Consider the following 22164-nt stretch of genomic DNA (forward strand, 5'->3'; position numbering starts at 1 on the left):
AGTGATTGGGATTCCGGCGGCTGGGCCTTGATCTCGACGTGATTCTTCAACAAGTCGTCAACCAGGTGGTCGTCGCCAGGACTGTAAGTGGTGAATTTCTCGCCGGTTCCGAGCATGCCTCGGATCATCTGACCATCGATATTCACCTGCTTTACTTGTCCCTCGTTCACCGCTGCGATGAACTGCGAATACGACATGGTCGAATCGACTGACTTTCGGGAGCCAAAATTATTGAAAACCGACATCAAAACGACGGCGATGACCACCCACAGGATTATGTTCTTCAACATGTCATTCACGGTCTTGCTTCCTCGTCGGATAAATCCGACCATTTTTAAAATAGTTTACAAATACTATCAGGATATCGCCCGGTGTAAATGCTTCAAGCAATCGGGCAAGGCCAATCCTAGAAGCCTGCATCTGCCTCCCTCTCCCCGGTTTTTCGACTACGTGCATTCAAGATGGTTCATTTTTCAACTTCAAGCCGAAAACCTGCCAGCCTCTCGCAACCATCCGTACTCTAACGATCCATGGCATAGGGCATTTTTTACGCTCCTGTAACGCCACATATCGAGTTGTCAACGCCTGGGAAGAGCCTAGGCAGGTTTAGGTTGTGTATCAACCGCAAAGAATTCCAAAAAAACCTTGAAATGCCCGGCAACCCACTAGAGCTCGCTTCCCTTCGAAGACAATCGAGAGAGACAGTTTCGATTGTCTCGGCAAGCCACTTACACCGAGCTTATACCCTCTTTTTCAATAAAATATCGGGATAAAACTTTCTCAGCAGTTATAAGGCGTTAATCGAGCCTTCCGCAAACATGGCATTTGCCGCACTTAAACAGCCACCATTGCGTTATCTCACACATCCTCATTACCTCCTCCCGTAAGCGCCACACCATTTTTTGACTGTAGACAGCTTGGCCCGATTACTGCTTAAGCTGACAACCACAAAAAACTAAAAGCAAAAAACTCAAAAAACATGAACAGACGGTACTTGAGAACAATCGCACTCCTGTGCAGCGGAGCGACCATCGGGGAAAAGGCATGGGCAGATCATGATAAGCCGATCCAGCTACCGACCATGATCATAACCGGCGAAGCCGACACACCGCCCCAGGCATTGACCGTACCGAATATTGAAACCGCACGGGAGCAGATTAACCGGGTCCCGGGCGGCGTCGACATCATCGACGCCGAAAGTTACAAAAGGGGTCGGGCCGCCAATCTTAAGGACGTCCTCGACTACTCTCCCGGCGTGTACGTGCAGCCGCGATTCGGTGCCGAGGAATCTCGCATCTCGATCCGCGGTTCCGGCATTCAACGCACCTTCCACGGCCGCGGCCTCAAACTCCTTCAGGACGGGGTTCCGCTAAACCTCGCCGATGGAAGCTTCGATATGCAGGCGGTAGAACCTCTGTCTGCCGAGTACGTGGAGGTTTACCGCGGCGCTAATGCGCTCATGTACGGCTCGACCACTCTCGGTGGAGCAATCAACTTCGTGAGTCGGACCGGATACACCGCGTCTCCCTTACAGCTACGCTTCGAATCCGGCAGCTTCGACACCTATCGCGCACAGGTGAGCTCCGGACAGGTTATCGGCGATGCCGATTACTATATCTCCGGAACCTTCTTCTCCACCAACGGTTTTCGTAACTGGAGTGAACAGGAAAACGAACGCATCTTCAGCAATTTCGGCTATCGGTTCAACGAAAACCTGGAAACTCGGTTCTATGTTACCTATGTAAACACCCAATCCAACTTACCGGGAAGTTTGACCAAAGCGCAGCTGGAAGACGATCCGACCCAAGCCAACGCAGGTAGTCTGAGAGGCCGACAGAAGCGTGACTTCCGTTTAATGCGGCTCGGCAACACCACCACATGGCGATGGGACGACAAGCAGCGTATCGACATCAGCAGCTTCTGGTCTTACAAGGATCTTTATCATCCGATTTTTCAGGTTCTGGACCAGACTTCCGACGATTATGGCGCGAATATCCGTTATACCAATGAAAACGACTTGTTCGGGCGCAAGAATATTTTCACCTTAGGTTTATATCCAACCGGCGGCAGAACGCAGGATAACCGTTTTACCAATATCCTCGGCAGCCGGGGTGCCAGAACCGGCGATAGCACACAAGATGCGATCAATATCGATTTTTACGGCGAAAATCAGCATTACGTCCTGCACCAACTGGCCTTGGTTACCGGGATTCAATTGTCGTACGCCTCGCGTGAATTCACGGATTATTTCCTGAGCAACGGGGATCAAAGCGATCATCAGGACTACTTCGGGGTCAGCCCCAAAATCGGCGCGCGCTGGGAATTTACGGGCAATAGCCAAGCTTATGTGAATTTCAGCCGCAATTTCGAGCCCCCATCATTCGGCGAGCTGGTCGCCCAACGGAATGGCGTTCCACTTCAGTTGACGGCTCAAAGGGGCAGTACAGTGGAAATCGGAACTCGTGGCAAGGAAGGCATCGTCAATTGGGATTTATCCTATTACCATGCCTGGGTTGAGAACGAACTACTTCAACTCCGCGATCCGACTGATCCTACCGTGACAGCGACCATCACTCGAAACGCCGACTCCACGACCGTGCACCAAGGTATCGAACTCGGTTTCGAAGTACGCCCCATAGACGATATTGTTCTGCGCCAAGCCTACATGTGGAACGATTTCCGATTCGACAACGATCCGACTTACGGCAACAACCGGTTACCGGGAATTCCGGAACACTACATGAGAACGGAGCTTCGCTACGAGCATCCGTCGGGATTCTACGCCGGCCCCAACGTAGAGTGGTCTGCCACCCGAATTCCGGTCGATTTGGCCAACACCTTGTCCGCCGACGCCTATGCGCTCATGGGCTTTCGCGCGGGTTATAGAACCAAAGAAGGATTTTCGGCCTACTTCGAAGCGAAGAACCTGACCGACGAAAAATATGCGGCAACTACCGGCGTGATCGCCGATGCCCGCGGACTCGATACCGCACAATTCTACCCGGGCGACGGACGGGCGTTCTTCGGCGGAGTGGAATACCGCTTTTAACGATACAAGGCGCCGGGTAGATATCCGCTAAGTATTGGGAAAACCAGGGGCGACGGAGCTTGTGATCGGACGGGTTCGACCGCGAGCCCCGTTGCCTCCCGACCAATGGGCTCATAATCGAGCAAGTTTGGGAACTGGTAGATTAGGACATCAGGAGCAGAGGAATTCGACCGCACCGCGCATGATTCTTCGATTATGCGTGGGAATAATCGTCCACACTCAGAATCACTTCACCAGCAACACGGGCACTTCACTCAGGTGGATAACCTTGGTCGCTACCGACCCCATGAGCAAAGCCGCGACCGAGCCGAGTCCGCGAGCGCTCATGACGATTTGATCGCAGCCCTTCTCTTTGGCGTACTGAACGATCACCTCGGCGGGGTTTCCGACGCCAATGTGGAAAACGTATGGAACCCTAGCACTGTCGAGAAGTTTGCGCGCCGACTCCAAGGCCTTAACTCCTTCATCATGATGGAAGCTACGGACTTTTTCGTTATCGAGGAACATCCGCACCTCCCCGTGCAACGGATACTGGACGTTAAGCAGATGGATCTCCAGAGGGTCCTTGTACCAGGCCACCTTTTTGAGCACATGATCGACCGCACGGACCGAGTTTTCGGAGCCATCGACCGGAACCAGCATTTTTAACATTCGTGTTCTCCTTGAGAAAGCAGCGTCAGCCGATTTTGCCCGATTTAGGCTGCTCGTCTTGAGAGGCAAGATCCACCACCCGGTGCGGGGCCATCGTTGCCTTCCGCTTCGCCAGCCACTTGCCGGCCACAACCACCAGCACGGCGCCGGCAATGGGGATAACTTCGCGCAGCCAGTGCCCTTCGGCTTCCGGCCACGCGGGATCGGTGACCAACATCTCGCCCGATACGAATCCGAGCAAAGCCGCCCCGAGCACGATGATCACCGGGAAGCGGTCCATAAGGCGCAGAATGATAGTGCTGCCGAAAATCACCAGCGGAATGCTGATTGCCAAGCCGAGCACCAAGAGTAGTACGTCGCCCTTGGCCGCCGCCGCGACAGCGATAACGTTGTCGAGGCTCATGACCAGGTCCGCAATCAGAATCGTCCGGATTGCAGCGATAAGATTATCGTGGTCGTCGATGCCATCGCCGCCGTCGCTCTCGGGTAGGAGAAGCTGTAGGGCAATCCAGAAAAGCAGCAGACTGCCGACGATCTTCAGGTAAGGAAGCTTCAGCATTTCCACCGCGACTATGGTGAGGACAACCCTCATCAGGATGGCGGCAACAGAACCCCAAATCACGGCGAGTTGGCGCTGCCGCTCCGGGAGCGAGCGGGCGGCGAGAGCGATCACCACGGCATTGTCGCCCGAGAGAATGATATTGACGACAATGATCTCGCCAAGTCCGATCCAGAATTGAGGATCGACAAAAAGTTCTGACATGAGTATTGCTTCCGGCCTAGGTTTGGCCTTGATGAGGTAAGGGAATTTCGAGTGCTATTTTGCCTCCCATTTTCGCCGGGTAACGGCGAAGTAGCAAGCGATTGGGACACGTTGCGCCGGAAACGAGACTGGCTGCCGAAACCGCGCCAGCAAAACTGCCCTTTATAAAGTTGAAGTGGATCGGATATCTTCGGCAGTCTCAAAAATAGCCCAAAGACAGAATCGGCCCATCGTGCTCAATATCAACCTCAACTCACCCGCATTTTTTGCAGACCCTTATCCGCTCTACGCCAGGTTGCGTAACGACGCACCGGTTTGCCCTCTCATGCCCGGTATTTGGCTGGCGACACGCCATGAGGACGCGAACCGGATTCTGCGGGATCCCGGCTTCGGCAAAGATTTTCTGGCCGGCGTCGCCCGCCGCTACGGAACGGACACCGTAAAGGAGCCGGCCTTTCAGATGGTGAATCGTTTCATGCTGCTGATGAACCCTCCGGAGCACACTCGGCTGCGCACGCTCGTCAGCAAAGCGTTCGGCGTGAAACAGGCACCCGAACTTCGCCATCTGGCCCAACGGGAAGCCAATCGGCTGGTGGACGGCTTTATCGAGCAAGGCCGCACCGACTTGGTAAAGACTTTTGCGTATCCGCTGCCCGTTCGGGTGATCTGCGCGCTCCTCGATATTCGTCTTGAGGACAGCCTCCGGTTTCAGGAAGAAACTCAGGCACTGGTCAAGGTATTCGAATTGAGCCCGATCAGCCCAGCCGAAATCGAAGCCGCCAACCGGGCTGCGCGAGACTTCGACGACTATTTCCGCACGGTTTGCCGCAAACGTCGCAAGAATCCCGGCACTGATCTGATTTCCTTGCTTCTTCAAGCCGAGGAAGGGGAAGATCGACTGAACGAGGATGAAATTATCGCCAGCGTGGCCTTGCTGTTTCTGGTGGGACACGAGACCACGGCGAATATGCTCGGCAATGCGCTTTTGACCTTATTCCGACATCCCGATCAATTGGCTTTGCTTAAGGAAAATCTCTCATTGCTGCCCCAAGTCGTGAACGAGTGTCTCCGTTACGAAACCTCCGTCCATATCGCCGCCCGCGTGGCTATGCGGGATATCGCCATCGGCGCGGTAACCGTCAAGCAGGGCGAGACGGTCTACATCAACCTCGGTGCAGCCAATCGCGATCCGGAGGTATTTTCGAATCCCGATCGATTTCTAATCGAGCGTCCGGAATTGGCCTCAAAGACGCTGCCCTTCGGAGGCGGCATTCATTATTGCCTGGGAGCCCGGCTCGCGCGCATCGAGTTGGAAACGGCCCTCGGAATCCTGTTTCGCAGGCTGCCCCAGCTACAGCTGGAGAATATCGACAATCCGTCGTGGAAGCCGACCCTCACCATCCGCGGCTTGGATTATTTGGAGGCCTATTGGTAGAGAGAATCATCATGAGTCGGTCCGCTTGCCATTGTCCTTATACGCCTTTTCTTGCGAATCCACCCAAGCCCGGTACCACTCGTTGCGCCTCAGCACCGTCACTGTCATTCCCCAATAGCCATAAGGCATGATGGGCCCTTCGGCCAATGCACGTAGCTCAGGATAATGAACTCCGGGGCGACGATGATGGTCGGCGTGCCGCGTGAGGCCCAGAAACAGAAATAGACTGACGGCGGAGTCGTTGCGCCAGGTGGTCAGAGCCGATCGGCCGGATGTTTCGGTCAACCCGTAATGCTGGAAATAATTGACGGATTCCAGGATCCGTACGGCGTGATAGGCGCAACGCAAAAACACCGCCGCCGCCAAAAGGCCGAACAGCCAAACGTAAACCGCCAGCCAGATTGCTTCGACGGCCACACCCGAGAGAAAGGTCTGTCGATCCGCTTGCCAGGCGATCCGCCATTGCTGAACCGCCACGCGCCGGAAAAAGTCCTCAAAGCATTCACCGGCATGGGCGATGGATGGATCCAGCGCACTGCCCAGCATGGCGTGATGAGCCCTCTTGTGTGCGATCGCGAAATGGTCGTAAAACACAGTAGCAAGCAGAAGCCGCCCCAGCATCCGTTGCCAGCGCGGGCGTCTGTGGATCAGTTCGTGAGCGGGGCAAATAGCCGCACAGCAAAAATTGGCTCCAACCATGACCCGCACCGCGAACAGATTGGCAAGGCTATTCGCGATTTCGGGCGGGCCGATCCACCTCAACCGCGATACCAAAAAACCCAAAGCAAGGACGTTCAACACCTGCAATAGAACGAGTCCGTACAGGATACTGTCGAAGAACCAGCGCGGCGCGTCGGCCGGCGTCACTCGCCGTTCCGCGGGACTGAAATGATCGGCCGCGACGAGAGCGCACATCGGAAGCGTCCAGGCCAAAGCCGCCATAGCATGATGCGGGCCGGTAGCGAAAAACACCAAAATGCAGCTCGGCAGCAGAAGACTAAGGCCGAAACCGCACCACCAAGGCGGCAACAGATTCCGCAGACGGACTGATCCTGAAATTCCACCCGTCGTTTTCGTTAGAATGAACATGGGCTCTTGGAACCGGCAATGAAGAAACACGATACCCGAACATATTATGTCGGCCTTGGCGCAACCTATCACGATCCGGCGCTGTCCATTTTGAGCGATGCGGGCGAGATTTTGTTCGCCGAGGCTACCGAACGCCACCTTCAATACAAGCGCGCCCTGAATTGCGAGCCGGACAACCTATACCTTCTCCCTAAGCTCCTGAGTGAATATTGCGGCGATGCCGGCGAATTCGTCGTCGCCTGCAACTGGCGCAAATCCCGCCCGCTTTACGAAAGGTTCGCAAAGCTGCTCGGCTGGCTGTCGCCCCAAGGCATCCTGAACGGCAAGGGACGTCGGCTTACCACGTGGCTGGAAATGCATCAGATCCACCACATGCTGGCCTGCCAGCACCACGCCACGAGGCGGATCGGGATCAACCTGGCGCGTGCAGTACACCGCGGCTTTCCCGGCGTGTCCGTCCGCTTCCGCCATTACGACCATCATTTGACCCATGCCGCGCTGGCGTGTTACGGCAGTCCTTTCGATGAAGCCGGTTGCGCGGTGATCGATTCCTATGGCGAGGAAGGCTCCATGGCGTTCTTCGATTATCGCAACGGGCGCCTGGAACCGGTCTTCGAGGCGCGCGGTCCGCTCAGCCTGGGATTCTACTATATGAAGCTCACCGAGCTATGCGGTTTCGACTGGATGGGCGGCGAGGAATGGAAAGTCATGGGGCTAGCCTCCTATGGCCAGGTTGACGAGGAAGTCTTGAGCTGGCTGCAGGGCACGATGCGAATCGAGGGCTTGCGCCTGGTGCCCGACTACGCCCAATTCTTCGAGTATCTGGAACGTCTGAACAGCCGCCGGCGCCGCCCGGATCAACCGCCGGAAGCCGTCGCCAATCTGGCCCACACCGGCCAGGAGTTTTTCACGGACATCGTCAACCGGCTCATCGCCAACCTCCATCGATTCGCTCCTTTCGATAATCTGGCCTTGGCGGGAGGGTGCGCGCTCAACTCGGTCTGCAACGGCCAGCTATTAGCCAGTACGCCGTTCAAATCTCTTTACGTGCCTCCGGCTCCAGCCGATGACGGAACGGCGCTCGGCGCGGCCTTGCTGGCCTTTCACGAGGACCATCCGGGAAAGCGATTGGAGCCCCGCTGCCTTTCGCCCTATCTGGGCAGCCGTATCGAGGCCGATACCGTTGAACGCCTCGCCCGGTATGCGCAACTTCCGTTTCAACACTTACCGGACGGCGCCGTAATAGCCGCTGCCGCCAACCTGTTGGCCCAGGGAAATATTTTGGGCTGGATTCAAGGGCGCGCCGAATTCGGCCCCCGCGCCTTGGGCAACCGTTCCATCCTGGCCGACCCCCGGCCGCGGGACATGGGCGAACGCATCAACCGCGACGTGAAATTCCGCGAGCGCTTCCGCCCCTATGCCCCGGCGATTCTGCACGAGCATGGTCCCGATTTCTTCGAGGACTATCAGGAAAGCCCCTACATGGACCGCACCCTGCGCTTCAAGCCGGTCGTCCGGGACCAGGTACCCGCCGTGGTCCACGCCGACGGCACCGGTCGGCTGCAAACCGTCAAGCAAGACTGGAATCCGCGCTTTCATGCCCTGCTCGGCGAGTTTCATCGGCGAACCGGCGTACCGGTACTGCTCAACACCAGCTTCAACGTCATGGGCAAACCCATCGTGCACAGCGTGGAAGACGCCGCCAGCGTATTTCTCGGCTCCGGCCTGGACGCCCTCGTCATTGATGATTATCTGTTCACTAAACCCGGTGTTTAGCCGTGACTACCCAGCCCGATCTTCGCTCGCTTTGCCAGACTCTCCTGAATGGCTCTCCCGACCGAGAAATCCTGCGAACGGCCGAAGATTTCGTGAGAACCGCTTTGGCCGGGGCTAAAGGACAGCAAAGCCCACCGGAAACTCCGTTCGAGACGTGGATGCCCGCCACCATGCCGAGCGGCGGCGACATTACCGAGTCGCGATTGTTCTTTTTAGCCCTCGGTCCCAGCATGCTGCTCGAAGGAGCATGGTTGGCCCGTGCATCGCAGCCGGCCACAGGCCATTTGCCGGTGCACAGTCATTTATTCGCGCTTTACTGCCGGATAATCGGGCTGGAGGATGACTCACCGTCCCTCCCCCTGCACTTTCGAGCGCTCCTGACGGGTTTGGGCATAAGCCTCCCGCCGCTATCCAGCCCAAGCTTTTTTAATAACCGACGTTTCCCCGAATTCGCATTGCACATTCCTTGTATCCAGCTCGGCTTGATGCACAGACCGCGAACCTTCTTTCCCGAACTGCTGGGCTATACCCTCGCGCATTATTGGCTGGATTCCGATTGGTGGGCTTCGCTGGTGGGTCCTCCGGAAGCCGCTTGGACCTCGGCACGAGAACGATTTCTAGACGATGCCCGCCCCTTGGCCTCGGCTGCATTGGAGTCCTACGTCCGTGAACAAGGCACCTCGGAACGCCTTAGTGCCGGTTGGCACCTCTACCGCCACGCATTCGAGTCGCTTCTGCGCGATTTTGCCGCCAGCCGGAATCGGCACCAAACGGCTGCCGACGCGATGGCCGACATCGTCCGAGCCAAACGCCCGTATGCCGTTGCCTACCACCGCCGGGTGATGCTCCAAGAGCGAAGCCTCGATCAATGGCTGGCGCAGGGCGAGGACGATCCCGGACCTTTGCTCGAAGCGTTGCGCGACTCCCCCTATGTAGATATGCAGTGCCCGGTCGCCGGCCGGTTGATCCGCGCCATGGACTTCGGCGGCCCCATGTTCGGCGTGTTCAGCGCCGAGGAACGGCGGTTATGTCTTAATTGGATTGAAAATCCCGATGCAGAGGCGGAACAGGTCGACGCTACCGGCACGGCTCTCCGCTCCGCACCCGAACCCAGTACGGGGCAGAACCAAAGGAATCTAAGTCATCGGCCAGGGAAACACGCGACCGCAGATCGCACACTAAACCGCCGCCGGCTTTTCACCGCCCTACTCCACGCCGAATCCGCCACCGACTGCCCACCCGAAGCCGCGATAGCCGTGGAGCGCATCCTTCGCCGCAGCCGGTGGCTGGACTTGCTGAGACCGGCTTACCACTCTTTGCGCTCTTACGATCCGACGACTTTCAGCCAGTGGATCGAGGCTATCTACCGGCAGGAAACGGCGCGCTACCGACCTTTGAACGCCGATCCCAAGATCAGCCGGGAGTTTTGCCTTTGGGCGATTCTGCAATTGGCGCCGTCCATTCTGGTGGACGGCTGCTGGCTGGCCGGCATCCCTACGGCCTCCGAAAAACTCGACGAAGTCCAACAGCATTTATTGCATATCTATGCCGACGAGCTGGGAAACGGCAAACCGGAGCGGAATCACGCCAACGTCTATCGCCGGCTGCTGGAAAGTTTGGATTTGGCTCTTCCTGAGTTCGAAACCGAGGACTTCGCTCAGGACCGAAGATTTACCGATGCCGCCTTCGAACTGCCCGTTTACATGCTGGCCATCGGGCAACTTAAGGAGCTCTATTTTCCGGAACTGCTGGGTTTGAACCTAGGCATTGAATTGAGCGGACTCGGAGCCGGCTATATGCAGGTCGTAGATATTCTCCGCCATTACCGCATCGATCCCGCTATCATCCAACTCCATCAGACCATCGACAATCTGGCGTCGGGACATGCGTCCAGCGCAAGGGACGCCATCCTGCTTTACCTGGACCAGATACGCCAGCGGGAAGGTTTATCGGCCGTCCAAGAGCCGTGGTGCAGAATCCGGTTAGGCTACTTGTCGCTCAACATCGCGATGCAGCCGCTGGCGGTCCGATTAGTGCTGCGCTATTTCAACGACCGCTTAACGGTACTCTAAGGCATCGAGATACCCGGACCGTCGCCCCACAGCCAACCTATTTCCTTTTGCCGCACAGCATTTCAAAACGCTTAGTTTGGCTAAAACTGATCCGAAAGAAATAAGTGAGCGTACGGATGTGAGATCGCGCCATCAGAAGCTTATATAAGCTCATTGCTCAGGCAATTAGACGAAGATTCTTAGCCCATGCAATTCACTGACACTGGATTGGAAAAGCTGGAAACCCGATCATGATTTAACTGCTCGATCAATAAAAACAATAGCTGTTCGGCTTACGCCGAATTGTTTTTTTCATTTTTTTTCAACTGTCTGTAAATCTATGTCCAAGGAAGGCTCTATGTCGCAGTGCGGCGCCGGTCCGCCGGGAACGCGGAGCCTTTCCTGAGCCGAGCCGAAGGGCTTATTCCGGCCGACAAGATCGTACGCAAAGCGGTAAAGCGGATGCGCTTACCAGGCTTACGCTAAACCGGCTTTTTATCAACAAGACACGTCCAAGGAAGGCTTTATGTCGCAGATTCAGAGCAACAGTGCACCTGCCGCAGGCTTCCCGAGCGAATGCCGCATCGGTTTCGACACGATCGACGTCTTCTCGACCTGCCCTCAATCCAATACCGGTGATCCGAAAACCTACCTGCAGCAGGTAATCCAGGTGGCCCGCTGGAGCGAGAGCATAGGATGCCGCGGCATTCTGGTCTACACCGATAACTCTCTGGTGGATCCGTGGATGGTGAGCCAGGTGATTCTGGGACATACCACTTCGTTATGTCCGCTGGTGGCCGTCCAGCCGATCTACATGCACCCCTATACGGCAGCCAAGCAGGTAGCGACGCTCGGTTTTCTGTACGGGCGGCGTGTCTATCTGAACATGTTGGCCGGCGGATTCCGCACCGATCTGTTGGCCCTCGGTGATTCGACGCCCCATGACGAACGCTATGCGCGTACGGTCGAGTATACGACGATCATCCGGCAACTGCTGGAGAGCCCTGCGGGCGTGAGCTTCGAGGGAACGTATTACCGCGTCCACAATCTGAGGATGTTTCCGCCGCTGCCCCGGCCGCTGTGGCCGGGCATTCTGATATCGGGCTCGTCGGAGGCGGGCATGGCGGCGGCTCACGCCATCGGCGCGACGGCGATCAAGTACCCGCTGGCTCCGCACGAAGAGCACGGCGTAGGAAGCGATGTCGAGGTCTCCTGCGGCGTTCGAGTGGGCATCGTAGCGCGTCCCTCGACCGAACAGGCATGGCAGGTTGCCCGTGAGCGCTTTCCGGAGAGCCGCGAAGGACAGTTAACCCATCAACTCGCCACCAAGGTGTCGGACTCCGCCTGGCACGAGCAGCTTTCCGCACGTACCGGGGATGCAGCCGGCGAAAACCCGTACTGGCTAGGCCCATTCCACAACTATCAGACGTTTTGTCCTTATCTGGTGGGCAGCTACGAGCGGGTGGCCCAAGAAATAGCGAGCTACATCGGGCTCGGCTATCGCACCTTTGTCCTGGACATCCCGCCCACCGAGGAGGAACTGGAACACACGGCCATCGTTTTTCGCGAAGCCCTGAGAGTTTAAAGCCATGCCCGAACTGCTACAACATTACGTATCCCGACAGGCCGAACTGCGTCCGAACGCTATCGCCATTACCCTGGGAAGCTCATTGTTGACCTACGGCGAGCTGGACCGGGCTAGCTCGAAGCTCGCGTGGCGTTTGCGCGAGGCCGGCTGCTGCCGCGGCGACCGTGTCTGTCTTATGGTGCCCAAGTCGCCCATGGCCGTGGTGGCCATGCTGGCGGTGCTCAAGGCGGACGCGGTCTACGTGCCGATCGATCTGGGCAGCCCCGCCGCGAGGCTGGCTCGGATGATCCGGATCTCCGAACCCTGGGGCGCACTGGTCTCGGCGGAAGCGGTGAAGCTTTTGGACGAGATCCTTGAAGAGATCGGCGGCTGCCCCATGTCGATCGGCTCGATCGAGCGACGCCCTTTGGAAGGAGGGCAATTCACCAGCTGTTTCGATATGACCGAAGTGGATACCTATCCTTCCACGCCACCGGAATACGAAAATACCGCCCGTGACAACGCCCATATCCTGTTCACCTCGGGTTCGACCGGCGTTCCCAAGGGAGTGGTCATCACTCACGGTGGCGTGATCGCCTTCGTTGAATGGGCCCGTGGCTACTTCGGCATCGAAGCCGGCGATCGGATATCGGGCCATACACCCTTGCATTTCGATCTATCCACGTTCGACATCTATGGCACGCTCTCGGCGGGAGCTGAGTTGCACATGATTCCGCCGACGCTCAATGTGCTGCCGCACAAACTGGCCGAATTCATCCGCTCAGCCGAGTTGACCCAGTGGTTTTCGGTCCCGTCGGTATTGAACTTCATGGCTAAGCACGGCGTCGTGATGCCAAACGACTTTCCCATGCTCAAACGGATGTTATGGTGCGGAGAGGTATTGCCTACCCCCACTCTCATCCATTTCATGCAGCGACTGCCGCATGTCCGGTTCACCAATCTTTACGGTCCAACCGAGACCACCATCGCGAGCAGTTATTACACCATGCCCGAATGCCCTCGAGACGAGCGTGCCGCCATCCCCATCGGCACGGCCTGCGCCGGCGAGGAGTTGCTGGTGCTGGACCAAGACCTGAACGAATTGCCGCCCGGCGAAACCGGCGATTTGTACATCCGGGGAGCGGGCCTGAGTCCCGGTTACTGGAAGGACCCGGACAAGACGGCCGCGGCGTTTCTATCCCATCCTCGCGCGGTCAGACCCGAAGATCGCATCTACAAGACCGGCGATTTGGCGCGGCATGACGAGGATGGCCTGCTCTACTTTCTGGGACGAGCCGACACCCAGATCAAGAGTCGTGGCTACCGAATCGAATTAGGAGAGGTCGAGGCGGCGTTCCATGCGCTCGAATGCGTCGCGGAGTGCGCGATCGTTGCCGTGCCCACGGACAGTTTCGAGGGCAACGCCATCTGCTGCGCCTATGTTCCGCTACCGGGCCACGACGTTTCGCCGCCGCGATTGCGGCAGCAGGCATCCCGGTTCTTGCCCGGTTATGCGCTCCCCATGCGCTGGATGGCGTTTGAGCAATTGCCCAAGAATGCTAACGGTAAAACCGATCGGCCCGAACTGCGGAAGCTCTTCCAGCATGACACCGCTATGGGAACTTGACGGCAAGTGGCTGCAGACCGTTGCCGAATGGCCGGCGTCCGAAGAGAACTATCGCTGGCTGGATTTCGGTAGCGACGTGCAAATCCTGACGCCGATCATGCTGCGGGTGATGATCCAGCGGGACATCCACTGCTTGCGCCTTTTCGCGCCGGAAGGAAGCGAACGCCAATCGGCGTCGTCGGCCTCGGCAACATTACGTCCGTATTCAAGACGGCCACCCTGTGGTACGTGTTGGGCGACAAGGCTTACGCCGCCCACGGTTACACGAGCCAGGCAGTCCGGCAGTTGCTGGATCACGGCTTCGGATGCCTGGGACTGCAAGCGGTCACCGCCTGGGCGGCGTAAGCCTTGTCGATTCGAGTTCTGGAGAAGACCGGTTTTCGGCCGATCGGCCGGCAACGGCGCTGCCATCGGCTCGGCGATCGGCACGTCGATCGCCTGCTGTTTGATTTACTGACTCATGAGCACCAGAGGGAGAAAAATGCATCAAGACGCCTATCTATTGGCACAAGCGGTCACTCGCCTGTTTGCCGCTCATCTGAATATTGAAGTTCCCGAACCCGATACCGACCTGATGGACGGTGGGTTTCTGGATTCCTTGCTGCTCGTCAATCTGATCGTGGCGTTGGAGCGGGAGTTCGGTGTCTCGGTGTCGATCGATGATCTCGATCTAAACCTGGAAAATTTTCGCACCGTGAGCCAGATTGCCGCTTACATCGAACGCTACCGGAATCTCTCCGATGTTGACGCGGCTTGAGCCGGCCCGTCCGCAGACTCTGCGGCGGCAAGCGATCCGCCCGCTCACGCCCGATGACACGGCGGCCGTAGCGGGAGTGTTGGAGCAGGTATTCCGCTCCGGTCGTGCCGCACCGTCGGACGAATTGGTCGATTATGTCCGCCGCTTGTGCCTGGACTCGCCCGGCTATGACCCCGGCATTCCACCGCTGGTTTACGAGGATGCCCAGGGCCGCATTGCCGGTTTCCTGAGAGTGTTCGTGCGGCGCATGATTTTCGACGGCCGTCCGATACGGATGGCCTGCAGCGGCCCGTTCGCCACCCTGCCGGAGGTCCGCTCAAAGGGCGCGGGCGTATTTCTGTTGCGGCAGTTTCTTAGCGGTCCGCAGGATCTGTCGATCACCGATGGTGCAAATGACGAGGCACGTTATCTGTGGGAACAATTGGGAGGGCAGGTTGCGCATCTACACTGCCTCGGCTGGAGGCGGTTGCTGCGCCCGGCGGAACACGCCGGCGACTACATCGCCCAAAAAAGGCCTGCGCTCAAGCCCGTCGTCACTGCCTGCCGGCCGCTATCGGCGCTGTTCGATAGTGCAGCGCGGCGTCTTGTGAAAAAAGGCGTGCTGCGTCCTCCACCGGTGCATGAAGAATTGGAAGAGGAAGATCTCGTTCCGAAGGCCATGGCTGCGGCTTGGCCTCGGTTATCGGCACAATGGCGGCTGCGGCCCGATTACGACGAATCCTATTTGATCTGGCTGCTGGACGAGATGTCGCGCGTCACCTCGCGAGGTTCGCTCGTGGGAAGGCAAGTCCACGACCCGAGCGGCAAGATGCTGGGTTGGTATCTTTATTACCTGTCGCCATGCCGAATCGCGGCGGTGATGCAAATCGCCGCGGCCGAGAACAAGAAGGACCAGCTTCTCATGTGCCTTCTGGCCGACGCCGACCGCCGGGGCGCAACCGCTGTACAAGGCCGGCTGGAGGCCGGACTTACCGATTCTCTGTACCGTCACCGCTGCCGGACCTATTACCGGGCGCCGACGCTGGCCCTGATACACTCCCGCCAAAGCGACGCGGCCTACGCTATTCATGCGGGGCAAGCCTTTCTGACACGGGCCGACGGCGAGTGGTGGACCGGGTTTTTCGAACGGCTCTAATTTCCGGTGGATCGGCTGCACCTCCGTCGGTGGAAATTTCCACGGCCGGTGTGATTCGAGAGCTCCGTGCGGGGATGCTTGCGCCCATTTGCCATAACATCGTCTATTCCGCAATACAGCTCGGTGACAATCTGGATGTGGTCTTGTGGGCCGGTCCCCGCCAAAATGCGACATAGCCCTTGATCTGCCCGGTGGCAGGCTTGAGATCGGAAGTAATGCCAAGCGGCATCTGCGCTGTCCGTTCACCATCACATCGTACTAACTCGCCTTTCCTTTCCAGGGACATTCTGTATGTGTTGTACTGTCCTTGAAATGCTCCCAATGAACCGCTTCGGGCGGGAAATAATGGTTGTTCTCGACAATCTTGCAACGGTTGCTTTCCGCCAGCACCGCACCGTTCCAAATCGCTCTGGCCATAGCCCTATCCTCTGAAGCAGCAATTTACGTCTCGGTGTAGTAAGACTACGGTTAGCCATGAAAGGTTTGGCGTTTTAGAATGCCCCCTGCGATCCAGGGAGGTAAAACCATGATACAAGCCGACCGCTCGGCTCGTTTTGCGCATAAAGAGAATACGGCCGATAACATGCTCGAGGATTACCGGGCCATTCGCAAGGACAGCGAAACCTTGTGCGCTCCGTTGGCCGTCGAGGAGTACGTTATCCAGGCGATGCCGGACGTCAGTCCACCGAAGTGGCATCTGGCCCACACCACTTGGTTCTTCGAGAATTTCCTGCTCGTCCCGTACCTGAAATCCTACCGGGTCTTCCACGAGCGTTGCGGTTATTTGTTCAACTCGTATTACGAAACCGTCGGCACCTTTTTTCCCAGAGCGCAGCGAGGCCTTTTGGCGCGGCCGACGGTGGAGGACATCTACCGTTACCGTGCTTACGTGGACCAGGCCATGGGTGAATTGCTGGTTGACCCGCCGGCTTCGGATTGGGACGACATCGCCTTGCGCTTGGTGCTCGGCTTGAATCATGAGCAGCAGCATCAGGAACTCCTGCTCACCGACATCAAATACAACTTCGCCGTCAATCCCCTCCGCCTGGCCTACCGCCCGGTGGAGAATCCAAAGGCTCCGGAAGCGCCGGCACCGGAATGGCTGGAATATGCCGGCGGTCTTAAAGAGATCGGCCATACGGGCTCCGGTTTCGCATATGACAACGAAACGCCCCGCCACAATACCTATCTAAGGGATTACCGCCTCGCTTCGCGTCTCGTCACCAATGGCGAATACCTGGAGTTCATCGAGGCCGGAGGTTACCGCCGCCCGGATTTGTGGCTTTCCGACGGTTGGGCTGCGGTGAAGCAGCGCGGTTGGCGGGCACCGCTGTATTGGGAAGTCGTCGAAGGCGAATGGTGGCTGATGACGTTGGCGGGAATGCGGCGGCTCGACAGGAATGAACCCGTTTGCCACGTCAGCTTCTACGAAGCGGACGCCTATGCGCGCTTTCGGGGCAAGCGCCTTCCCTCGGAAGCGGAATGGGAGTGCACCGCGTCCCGCTGTGCGATCCGGGGAAATTTTCGGGAATCGGGCCGCTATCATCCCGCCGCCGTTTCCGGAATGGAAGAAAGCGGCATAGCGCAGATTTTCGGAGACGTTTGGGAATGGACCCAAAGCACCTATGCGCCCTACCCCGGATTCAAACCCTTGGCTGGCTCGCTGGGCGAATACAACGGCAAGTTCATGTGCAACCAGATGACGCTCCGCGGCGGGTCCTGCGCGACACCCCAGTCGCACATCCGCGCTACTTACCGGAATTTCTTCTATCCCCCTGACCGCTGGCAGTTTTCAGGCATACGCCTAGCGGAGGATGCCTCATGAGTGCCCGGCGCATCCGCTTTCTCGATCGGGAACCGGCACAGGAAGCTATTCTCAACGAGGTATTGAACGGTCTGCTTAGCCCAAGAAAACGGCTCCCGGCAAAACTGTTCTACGATAAACGGGGCAGCGAATTGTTCGAAACCATCTGCGAAACGCCCGAGTATTACCCGACCCGCACCGAAATCGGCATCCTCCGAAATTTCGCCGCCGAGATCGCCGAGGTCGTCGGCAGAAACTGCATCCTCATCGAGCCGGGCAGCGGTAACAGCCAAAAAGTGCAGCTCTTGCTGGAAAGCCTGCGGCCATCCGCCTACATGCCGTTGGACATATCAAAGGATCATCTGAAAGTCTCCGTTCAGGCGCTCAAGGCCGCTTATCCCTGGCTAAACGTTCATGCGATGTGCGTGGACTACACCGGCGGTCTGAAACGCTTGGAGCTTCCCCGGCTCCCGTCCGAATCGAAAAAAGTCGTATTCTTTCCCGGTTCCACCATCGGCAATTTCGAACCCGGAGACGTCTTGGTTTTTCTCCACCAAATCACCCGGCTCGTCGAGCCGGACGGTGGATTGCTGATCGGCGTCGATCTTAGGAAAGATCCGGCACTGCTCCACCGGGCCTACAACGACGCGCAGGGCTTGACTCGGGAGTTCAACCTGAACGTGCTGCGCCGTATAAATACCGAGCTGAAATCCGATTTCGATCCGGGCAACTTCTATCATTACGCCTTCTACAATGCCGGGGAAAGCCGGATCGAGATGCACCTGATCAGCCGCGGCGCACAAGAGATCCAGCTAGCCGGAGAAGTTTTGAAATTCGCCGAGGGAGAATCCATACACACGGAAAACTCCTATAAATACACTGTCAAAGAATTTCAGAGGCTTGCTCGGAATGCAGGATTCAGAGCCGCCGGGTGCTGGCGTGACGAACGCGATCTATTCAGCGTGCACTACTTCGACTTACCGGCGTAGAGCGACGGCGGGCATTTACCAAAAGCGATTTCCGTTTGCATCTCGAAAATCCAGCGATACATCCTGAACGAACGCTGCTGACGATCCGCGGCGTGACCCATAGCTATCGGGAAGGCGACCGGCTGCGCCCGGTGCTGCGGGGCATCGACGGAGAAATCGGCGAGGGCCGCTTCGTGGCCTTGCTGGGCCAGAGCGGATCGGGAAAATCGACGCTGCTGAATTTGATCGCCGGCCTGGATATGGCCGACTCCGGATCGATCATCGTCCAAACCTTTGAACTGAACCGCTTGCGCGAACCGGAGCGCACGCTGTTCCGGCGCCGGCATATCGGCTTTGTCCACCAGTTCTTCAATCTTCTGCCCACGTTGACGGTGCTGGAAAACGTCGCCCTGCCTGGCGAACTGAACGGCTTTTCCGCCGACGAATCCCGGCACCGGGCTGTAATGCTGCTCGACGAAGTCGGCTTGGGTGACCGGCATGACAGCTATCCGGATTCGCTTTCCGGCGGCGAACAGCAACGGGTCGCGCTGGCACGGGCGCTGGTGCACGATCCGTTGCTGATTCTGGCCGACGAGCCGACCGGCAACCTGGACAGCGCCACGGGCCGGCACATTCTTGATCTCCTCGATCACACCGTCAGACGGCGCGGCAAGACCTTGCTGGTCGCCACCCACAGCCGCGAAGTGGCGGAACGCGCCGATGCCGTGTGGGAACTCTGCGACGGCAAGCTCATGTTCTGATGACTCTGCTCAACAAAGCCAATCGCCGGCATTTTTACCGACATCCGCTACAGCTCGTGCTGGCGGTTTTCGGAATCGCGCTTGGGGTGGCGATGCTCGTTTCGGTCGATCTGGCCATAGAGAGCTCGCGCCGCGCCTTTCAGATGTCGATGAGCGCGCTGACGGGCAAAACCACCCACCACATCGTCGCCGGGTCCGGCTATCTCGATGAAACGCTTTATCCGCAGCTCAGGCGGGATTTAGCCGATGTTCCGATGGCGCCGGTCGTAGAAGGCTATGTCGGGGCGCGCGACCAGACCCTGCGTCTCGCCGGTTTCGATCCGTTCGCCGAGGGTCCGTTACGGCAAGGGCTTGCTCGATCCTCGTTCGTCGCGCTGATCGACCTCCTGACGGAGCCCGATACGGCGCTGATTTCCGGTATCACCGCTCAGCGGCTCGGCATCGGTCCCGGCGACAGCCTGACCGTGGACGTCGCGGGCACCCCGAAGACGATACGGATAATCGGCTATGTCGATCCCGAGGAAAAGCCCGCTCCAGCCCTGGAAGGTCTACTGCTCGCGGACATCGCCACGGCCCAGGAGATACTGGACAAGATAGGCCGGCTCGATCGCATCGACCTGGTCTTGCCCGACGATCCCGGCGAACTGGAAAATCTGCGCGGCGCGCTGCCCGAAAACGCCACTTTAATCGATGCCGCCGGACGAAACACCGCCACGGCACGAATGGCGCATGCCTTCGAAATCAATTTGAAAGCCATGAGCCTGATGGCGCTGCTGGTTGGGCTCTTCCTGATCTACAACACCATGACCTTCGCGGTGCTGCAACGCCGCCCGCTGCTCGCCAACCTCCGCATCGTCGGCGTGACCCGCAAACAGGTCATGAGCGAAATCCTGTTGGAATCCGGACTGCTCGGTCTCTTGGGCAGCCTGCTCGGATTGATGCTAGGGCTGGTCGCGGCTCGCGGTCTTCTGGATCAAATCACCCGCACCATCAACGATATGTATTTCGTCGTTACGGTAACGGAGTTTTCGGTCTCTTCCGCGGCTTTGCTGCGCAGCCTGTTGGTCGGAATCTCGGCCTCGGTATTGGCCGCTTTGCCGGCCGCTTTGGACGCGGCTTCGACCCGGCCGGTCCGCGCCCAGCGGCGCTCCGGCCTCGAACAGAGCGTGCGCCGATGGCTGCCTAAACTGACTTTGCTGGGACTGGTGTGCGCAATGCTGGGAGCTTTCCTCCTGAACTGGTCCGGTGCCGGTCTGATTCTGGCCATTGGCGGGCTATTCCTGCTGGCGGGAGGCTATGCTCTCTTCATACCCGTAGCGATGCTGGGGTTCGCCGAAATGTGTCCGCGCACCGTCTCTCCCGTCGTCCGCCTGGCCATCCGCGGCACATCCGCCGCTTTGAGCCGCACCGGTTTGGCGACTGCCGCACTGACCGTTTCCGTGGCCGTAGCAATCGGCGTCGGAATGATGGTGGAGAGCTTCCGCTTCACCATCGCCGATTGGCTGGAACAACTGCTCCAGGCCGATCTCTATGTGGCCCGTCCTGCGGAATCCGGAATCGCGAACGAGCCCTTACCCTCCGCTCTGGTGGAGGATGCCGTTCGTTTGCCCGGCGTAGCGGGTTTCAGTCTCGGACGCCGGACCTTCGCCGAATCCTCCGTAGGCCGCATCGAGCTTTTGGCTTTCCAGGCGGCGTACCCGGAAACGCCGGCATTCCGCTTCAAGTCGGCCGACGATAAGACGGTTTGGAAACGCTTTCTGGCCGAACCGGTGCTTCTAATCTCCGAGCCCTTTGCGACGCGACACAGGCTGGAGCCGGGCGATTCGTTGACGCTGAGCACACCACGCGGCCCGAGGCCATTCGTCATCGGCGGAATTTTTTTCGATTACCGCTCGGATCAGGGACTCGCAGTTCTGCGGCGGGACATTTACGCGGATCTGTGGAACGATACAGGCGTCACCTCTCTCGGCATTTATCTCGCTGGAGATGTTGCGGTAGAAGCGATGAGGCCGAAGATACAGAATCTGGTTCAACAAGCCGGCACCGCGTTGATCCGCTCGAACCGCGAAATTCGGGAAGCCTCCATGGAATTTTTCGAACGCACTTTCGCCGTCACGCATATGCTGCGGCTGCTCGCCATCGGCGTCGCGCTGATCGGCATCTTGAGCGCATTGTTGGCGATACAGCTCGAACGGACGCGGGAATTCGCCGTACTCCGGTCGCTAGGTATGACACCGCGGCAACTGAAGGTCCTAGTGCTGACGCAAACCGGATTCATGGGCTTTTGCGCCGGGGTTTTCGCCTTGCCTCTGGGATTCGTTCTGGCCCTGGCGCTGGTCAAGGTAATCAACCTTCGCTCCTTCGGCTGGAGCATGGACTTAACGGTTTCCGGCGGATGGCTTTGGCAAGCGCCGATCCTGGCGATTACGGCGGCATTGATCGCCGGGCTTTATCCGGCATGGCGAGCTGGCAAACTAACTCCGGCATTGGCGTTGAGGGAGGAGTGACGCCAATAGCGTTAAGCTAAAACCAACATGCCCAGCGCTTGACGTCGAACGTCTGGGAACGGATGGTATTGGGTACCTCGAATAACCGGTTTGAGACGGCGATATTCGACCCCGAGTGGGCCGTTGTTGAGTCGATATCAGGATACTGTTGTTATTTTGCCCCCAACCGAGGCATCGTTTCGGCCGGAGGTCGTCATCTTGTGCGAGTCCGAGCCCCTTTTTTG

The 22164-nt window shown here is 58.1% G+C and carries 18 protein-coding genes; 12 read left to right on the forward strand and 6 right to left on the reverse strand.

The window, feature by feature from the left end; all coding sequences use genetic code 11:
- A partial coding sequence (locus tag VEB01_RS10020) for an ATP-dependent metallopeptidase FtsH/Yme1/Tma family protein (protein ID WP_324875078.1) occupies nucleotides 1–290 on the reverse strand: 290 nt, incomplete at its 3' end.
- Between the two features lie 704 nt (nucleotides 291–994).
- Between VEB01_RS10020 and VEB01_RS10025 the strand changes: the two genes are divergently transcribed.
- Complete coding sequence (locus tag VEB01_RS10025) at nucleotides 995–3049, forward strand: TonB-dependent receptor family protein (RefSeq protein WP_324875048.1); 2055 nt, start codon at nucleotides 995–997, stop codon at nucleotides 3047–3049.
- Between the two features lie 225 nt (nucleotides 3050–3274).
- On the opposite strand, the gene VEB01_RS10030 is transcribed toward VEB01_RS10025, so the two are convergent.
- A complete protein-coding gene (locus tag VEB01_RS10030; RefSeq protein ID WP_324875049.1) occupies nucleotides 3275–3700 on the reverse strand; it encodes a universal stress protein in 426 nt (141 codons plus the stop codon).
- Between the two features lie 25 nt (nucleotides 3701–3725).
- Nucleotides 3726–4463 (reverse strand): TerC family protein, encoded by a 738-nt coding sequence (locus VEB01_RS10035; RefSeq protein ID WP_324875051.1) that lies wholly within the window; start codon nucleotides 4461–4463, stop codon nucleotides 3726–3728.
- Nucleotides 4464–4695: 232 nt separating this feature from the next.
- Here VEB01_RS10035 and VEB01_RS10040 point away from each other — a divergent pair, with 232 nt between their 5' ends.
- A complete protein-coding gene (locus VEB01_RS10040; RefSeq protein WP_324875053.1) occupies nucleotides 4696–5898 on the forward strand; it encodes a cytochrome P450 in 1203 nt (400 codons plus the stop codon).
- 9 nt (nucleotides 5899–5907) lie between these two features.
- On the opposite strand, the gene VEB01_RS10045 is transcribed toward VEB01_RS10040, so the two are convergent.
- Nucleotides 5908–6987 (reverse strand): fatty acid desaturase, encoded by a 1080-nt coding sequence (locus tag VEB01_RS10045; RefSeq protein ID WP_324875055.1) that lies wholly within the window; start codon nucleotides 6985–6987, stop codon nucleotides 5908–5910.
- 18 nt (nucleotides 6988–7005) lie between these two features.
- On the opposite strand from VEB01_RS10045, the gene VEB01_RS10050 reads away from it, so the two are divergent.
- From VEB01_RS10050 to VEB01_RS10065, 4 genes are all read left to right on the forward strand, one after another.
- Nucleotides 7006–8763 carry a carbamoyltransferase family protein gene (locus tag VEB01_RS10050; protein WP_324875057.1) on the forward strand — a complete coding sequence of 586 codons (1758 nt, stop codon included), beginning with the start codon at nucleotides 7006–7008 and terminating at the stop codon, nucleotides 8761–8763.
- Between the two features lie 2 nt (nucleotides 8764–8765).
- Nucleotides 8766–10835, forward strand: coding sequence for an iron-containing redox enzyme family protein (locus VEB01_RS10055; RefSeq protein WP_324875059.1), 2070 nt, complete (start codon nucleotides 8766–8768; stop codon nucleotides 10833–10835).
- A gap of 505 nt (nucleotides 10836–11340) precedes the next feature.
- Nucleotides 11341–12399: an LLM class flavin-dependent oxidoreductase gene (locus tag VEB01_RS10060; protein ID WP_324875061.1), complete on the forward strand. Its 1059-nt coding sequence runs from the start codon at nucleotides 11341–11343 to the stop codon at nucleotides 12397–12399.
- Between the two features lie 4 nt (nucleotides 12400–12403).
- Nucleotides 12404–14008, forward strand: coding sequence for an amino acid adenylation domain-containing protein (locus VEB01_RS10065; protein ID WP_324875063.1), 1605 nt, complete (start codon nucleotides 12404–12406; stop codon nucleotides 14006–14008).
- A gap of 48 nt (nucleotides 14009–14056) precedes the next feature.
- On the opposite strand, the gene VEB01_RS23220 is transcribed toward VEB01_RS10065, so the two are convergent.
- Complete coding sequence (locus tag VEB01_RS23220; protein WP_324875065.1) at nucleotides 14057–14437, reverse strand: hypothetical protein; 381 nt, start codon at nucleotides 14435–14437, stop codon at nucleotides 14057–14059.
- A 52-nt stretch (nucleotides 14438–14489) separates the two neighbouring features.
- On the opposite strand from VEB01_RS23220, the gene VEB01_RS10075 reads away from it, so the two are divergent.
- Both VEB01_RS10075 and VEB01_RS10080 read left to right on the forward strand, forming a co-directional pair.
- Nucleotides 14490–14765 carry an acyl carrier protein gene (locus VEB01_RS10075; protein ID WP_324875067.1) on the forward strand — a complete coding sequence of 92 codons (276 nt, stop codon included), beginning with the start codon at nucleotides 14490–14492 and terminating at the stop codon, nucleotides 14763–14765.
- On the forward strand, nucleotides 14749–15900 hold the full coding sequence (locus VEB01_RS10080) for a hypothetical protein (RefSeq protein ID WP_324875068.1): 1152 nt from the start codon (nucleotides 14749–14751) through the stop codon (nucleotides 15898–15900). The genes VEB01_RS10075 and VEB01_RS10080 overlap by 17 nt, the downstream gene beginning before the upstream one ends.
- Nucleotides 15901–16158: 258 nt before the next feature.
- Here the strand turns inward: VEB01_RS10080 and VEB01_RS10085 are convergent, their stop codons facing one another.
- Complete coding sequence (locus VEB01_RS10085) at nucleotides 16159–16317, reverse strand: DUF427 domain-containing protein (RefSeq protein WP_324875069.1); 159 nt, start codon at nucleotides 16315–16317, stop codon at nucleotides 16159–16161.
- 109 nt (nucleotides 16318–16426) lie between these two features.
- Between VEB01_RS10085 and egtB the strand changes: the two genes are divergently transcribed.
- Genes egtB through VEB01_RS10105 form a run of 4 tightly spaced genes read left to right on the forward strand, consistent with a single transcriptional unit; the run spans nucleotide 16427 to nucleotide 21940 of the window.
- Entirely contained in the window at nucleotides 16427–17725 is a 1299-nt protein-coding gene (gene egtB / locus VEB01_RS10090) for an ergothioneine biosynthesis protein EgtB (protein ID WP_324875071.1), read from the forward strand.
- The gene (gene egtD / locus VEB01_RS10095) at nucleotides 17722–18693 is read left to right on the forward strand and encodes an L-histidine N(alpha)-methyltransferase (protein WP_324875073.1); all 972 of its coding nucleotides are present in this window, start codon (nucleotides 17722–17724) and stop codon (nucleotides 18691–18693) included. The genes egtB and egtD overlap by 4 nt, the downstream gene beginning before the upstream one ends.
- Before the next feature lie 35 nt (nucleotides 18694–18728).
- Nucleotides 18729–19433, forward strand: a complete 705-nt coding sequence (locus VEB01_RS10100; RefSeq protein WP_324875075.1) for an ABC transporter ATP-binding protein — start codon at nucleotides 18729–18731, stop codon at nucleotides 19431–19433.
- Nucleotides 19433–21940: an ABC transporter permease gene (locus VEB01_RS10105; protein WP_324875077.1), complete on the forward strand. Its 2508-nt coding sequence runs from the start codon at nucleotides 19433–19435 to the stop codon at nucleotides 21938–21940. Before VEB01_RS10100 ends, VEB01_RS10105 begins: the two co-directional genes overlap by 1 nt.
- Nucleotides 21941–22164: the final 224 nt, after the last annotated feature.

It is taken from the genome of Methylocaldum sp., from assembly GCF_035627495.1.
In the GTDB taxonomy this organism is placed as follows: domain Bacteria; phylum Pseudomonadota; class Gammaproteobacteria; order Methylococcales; family Methylococcaceae; genus Methylocaldum.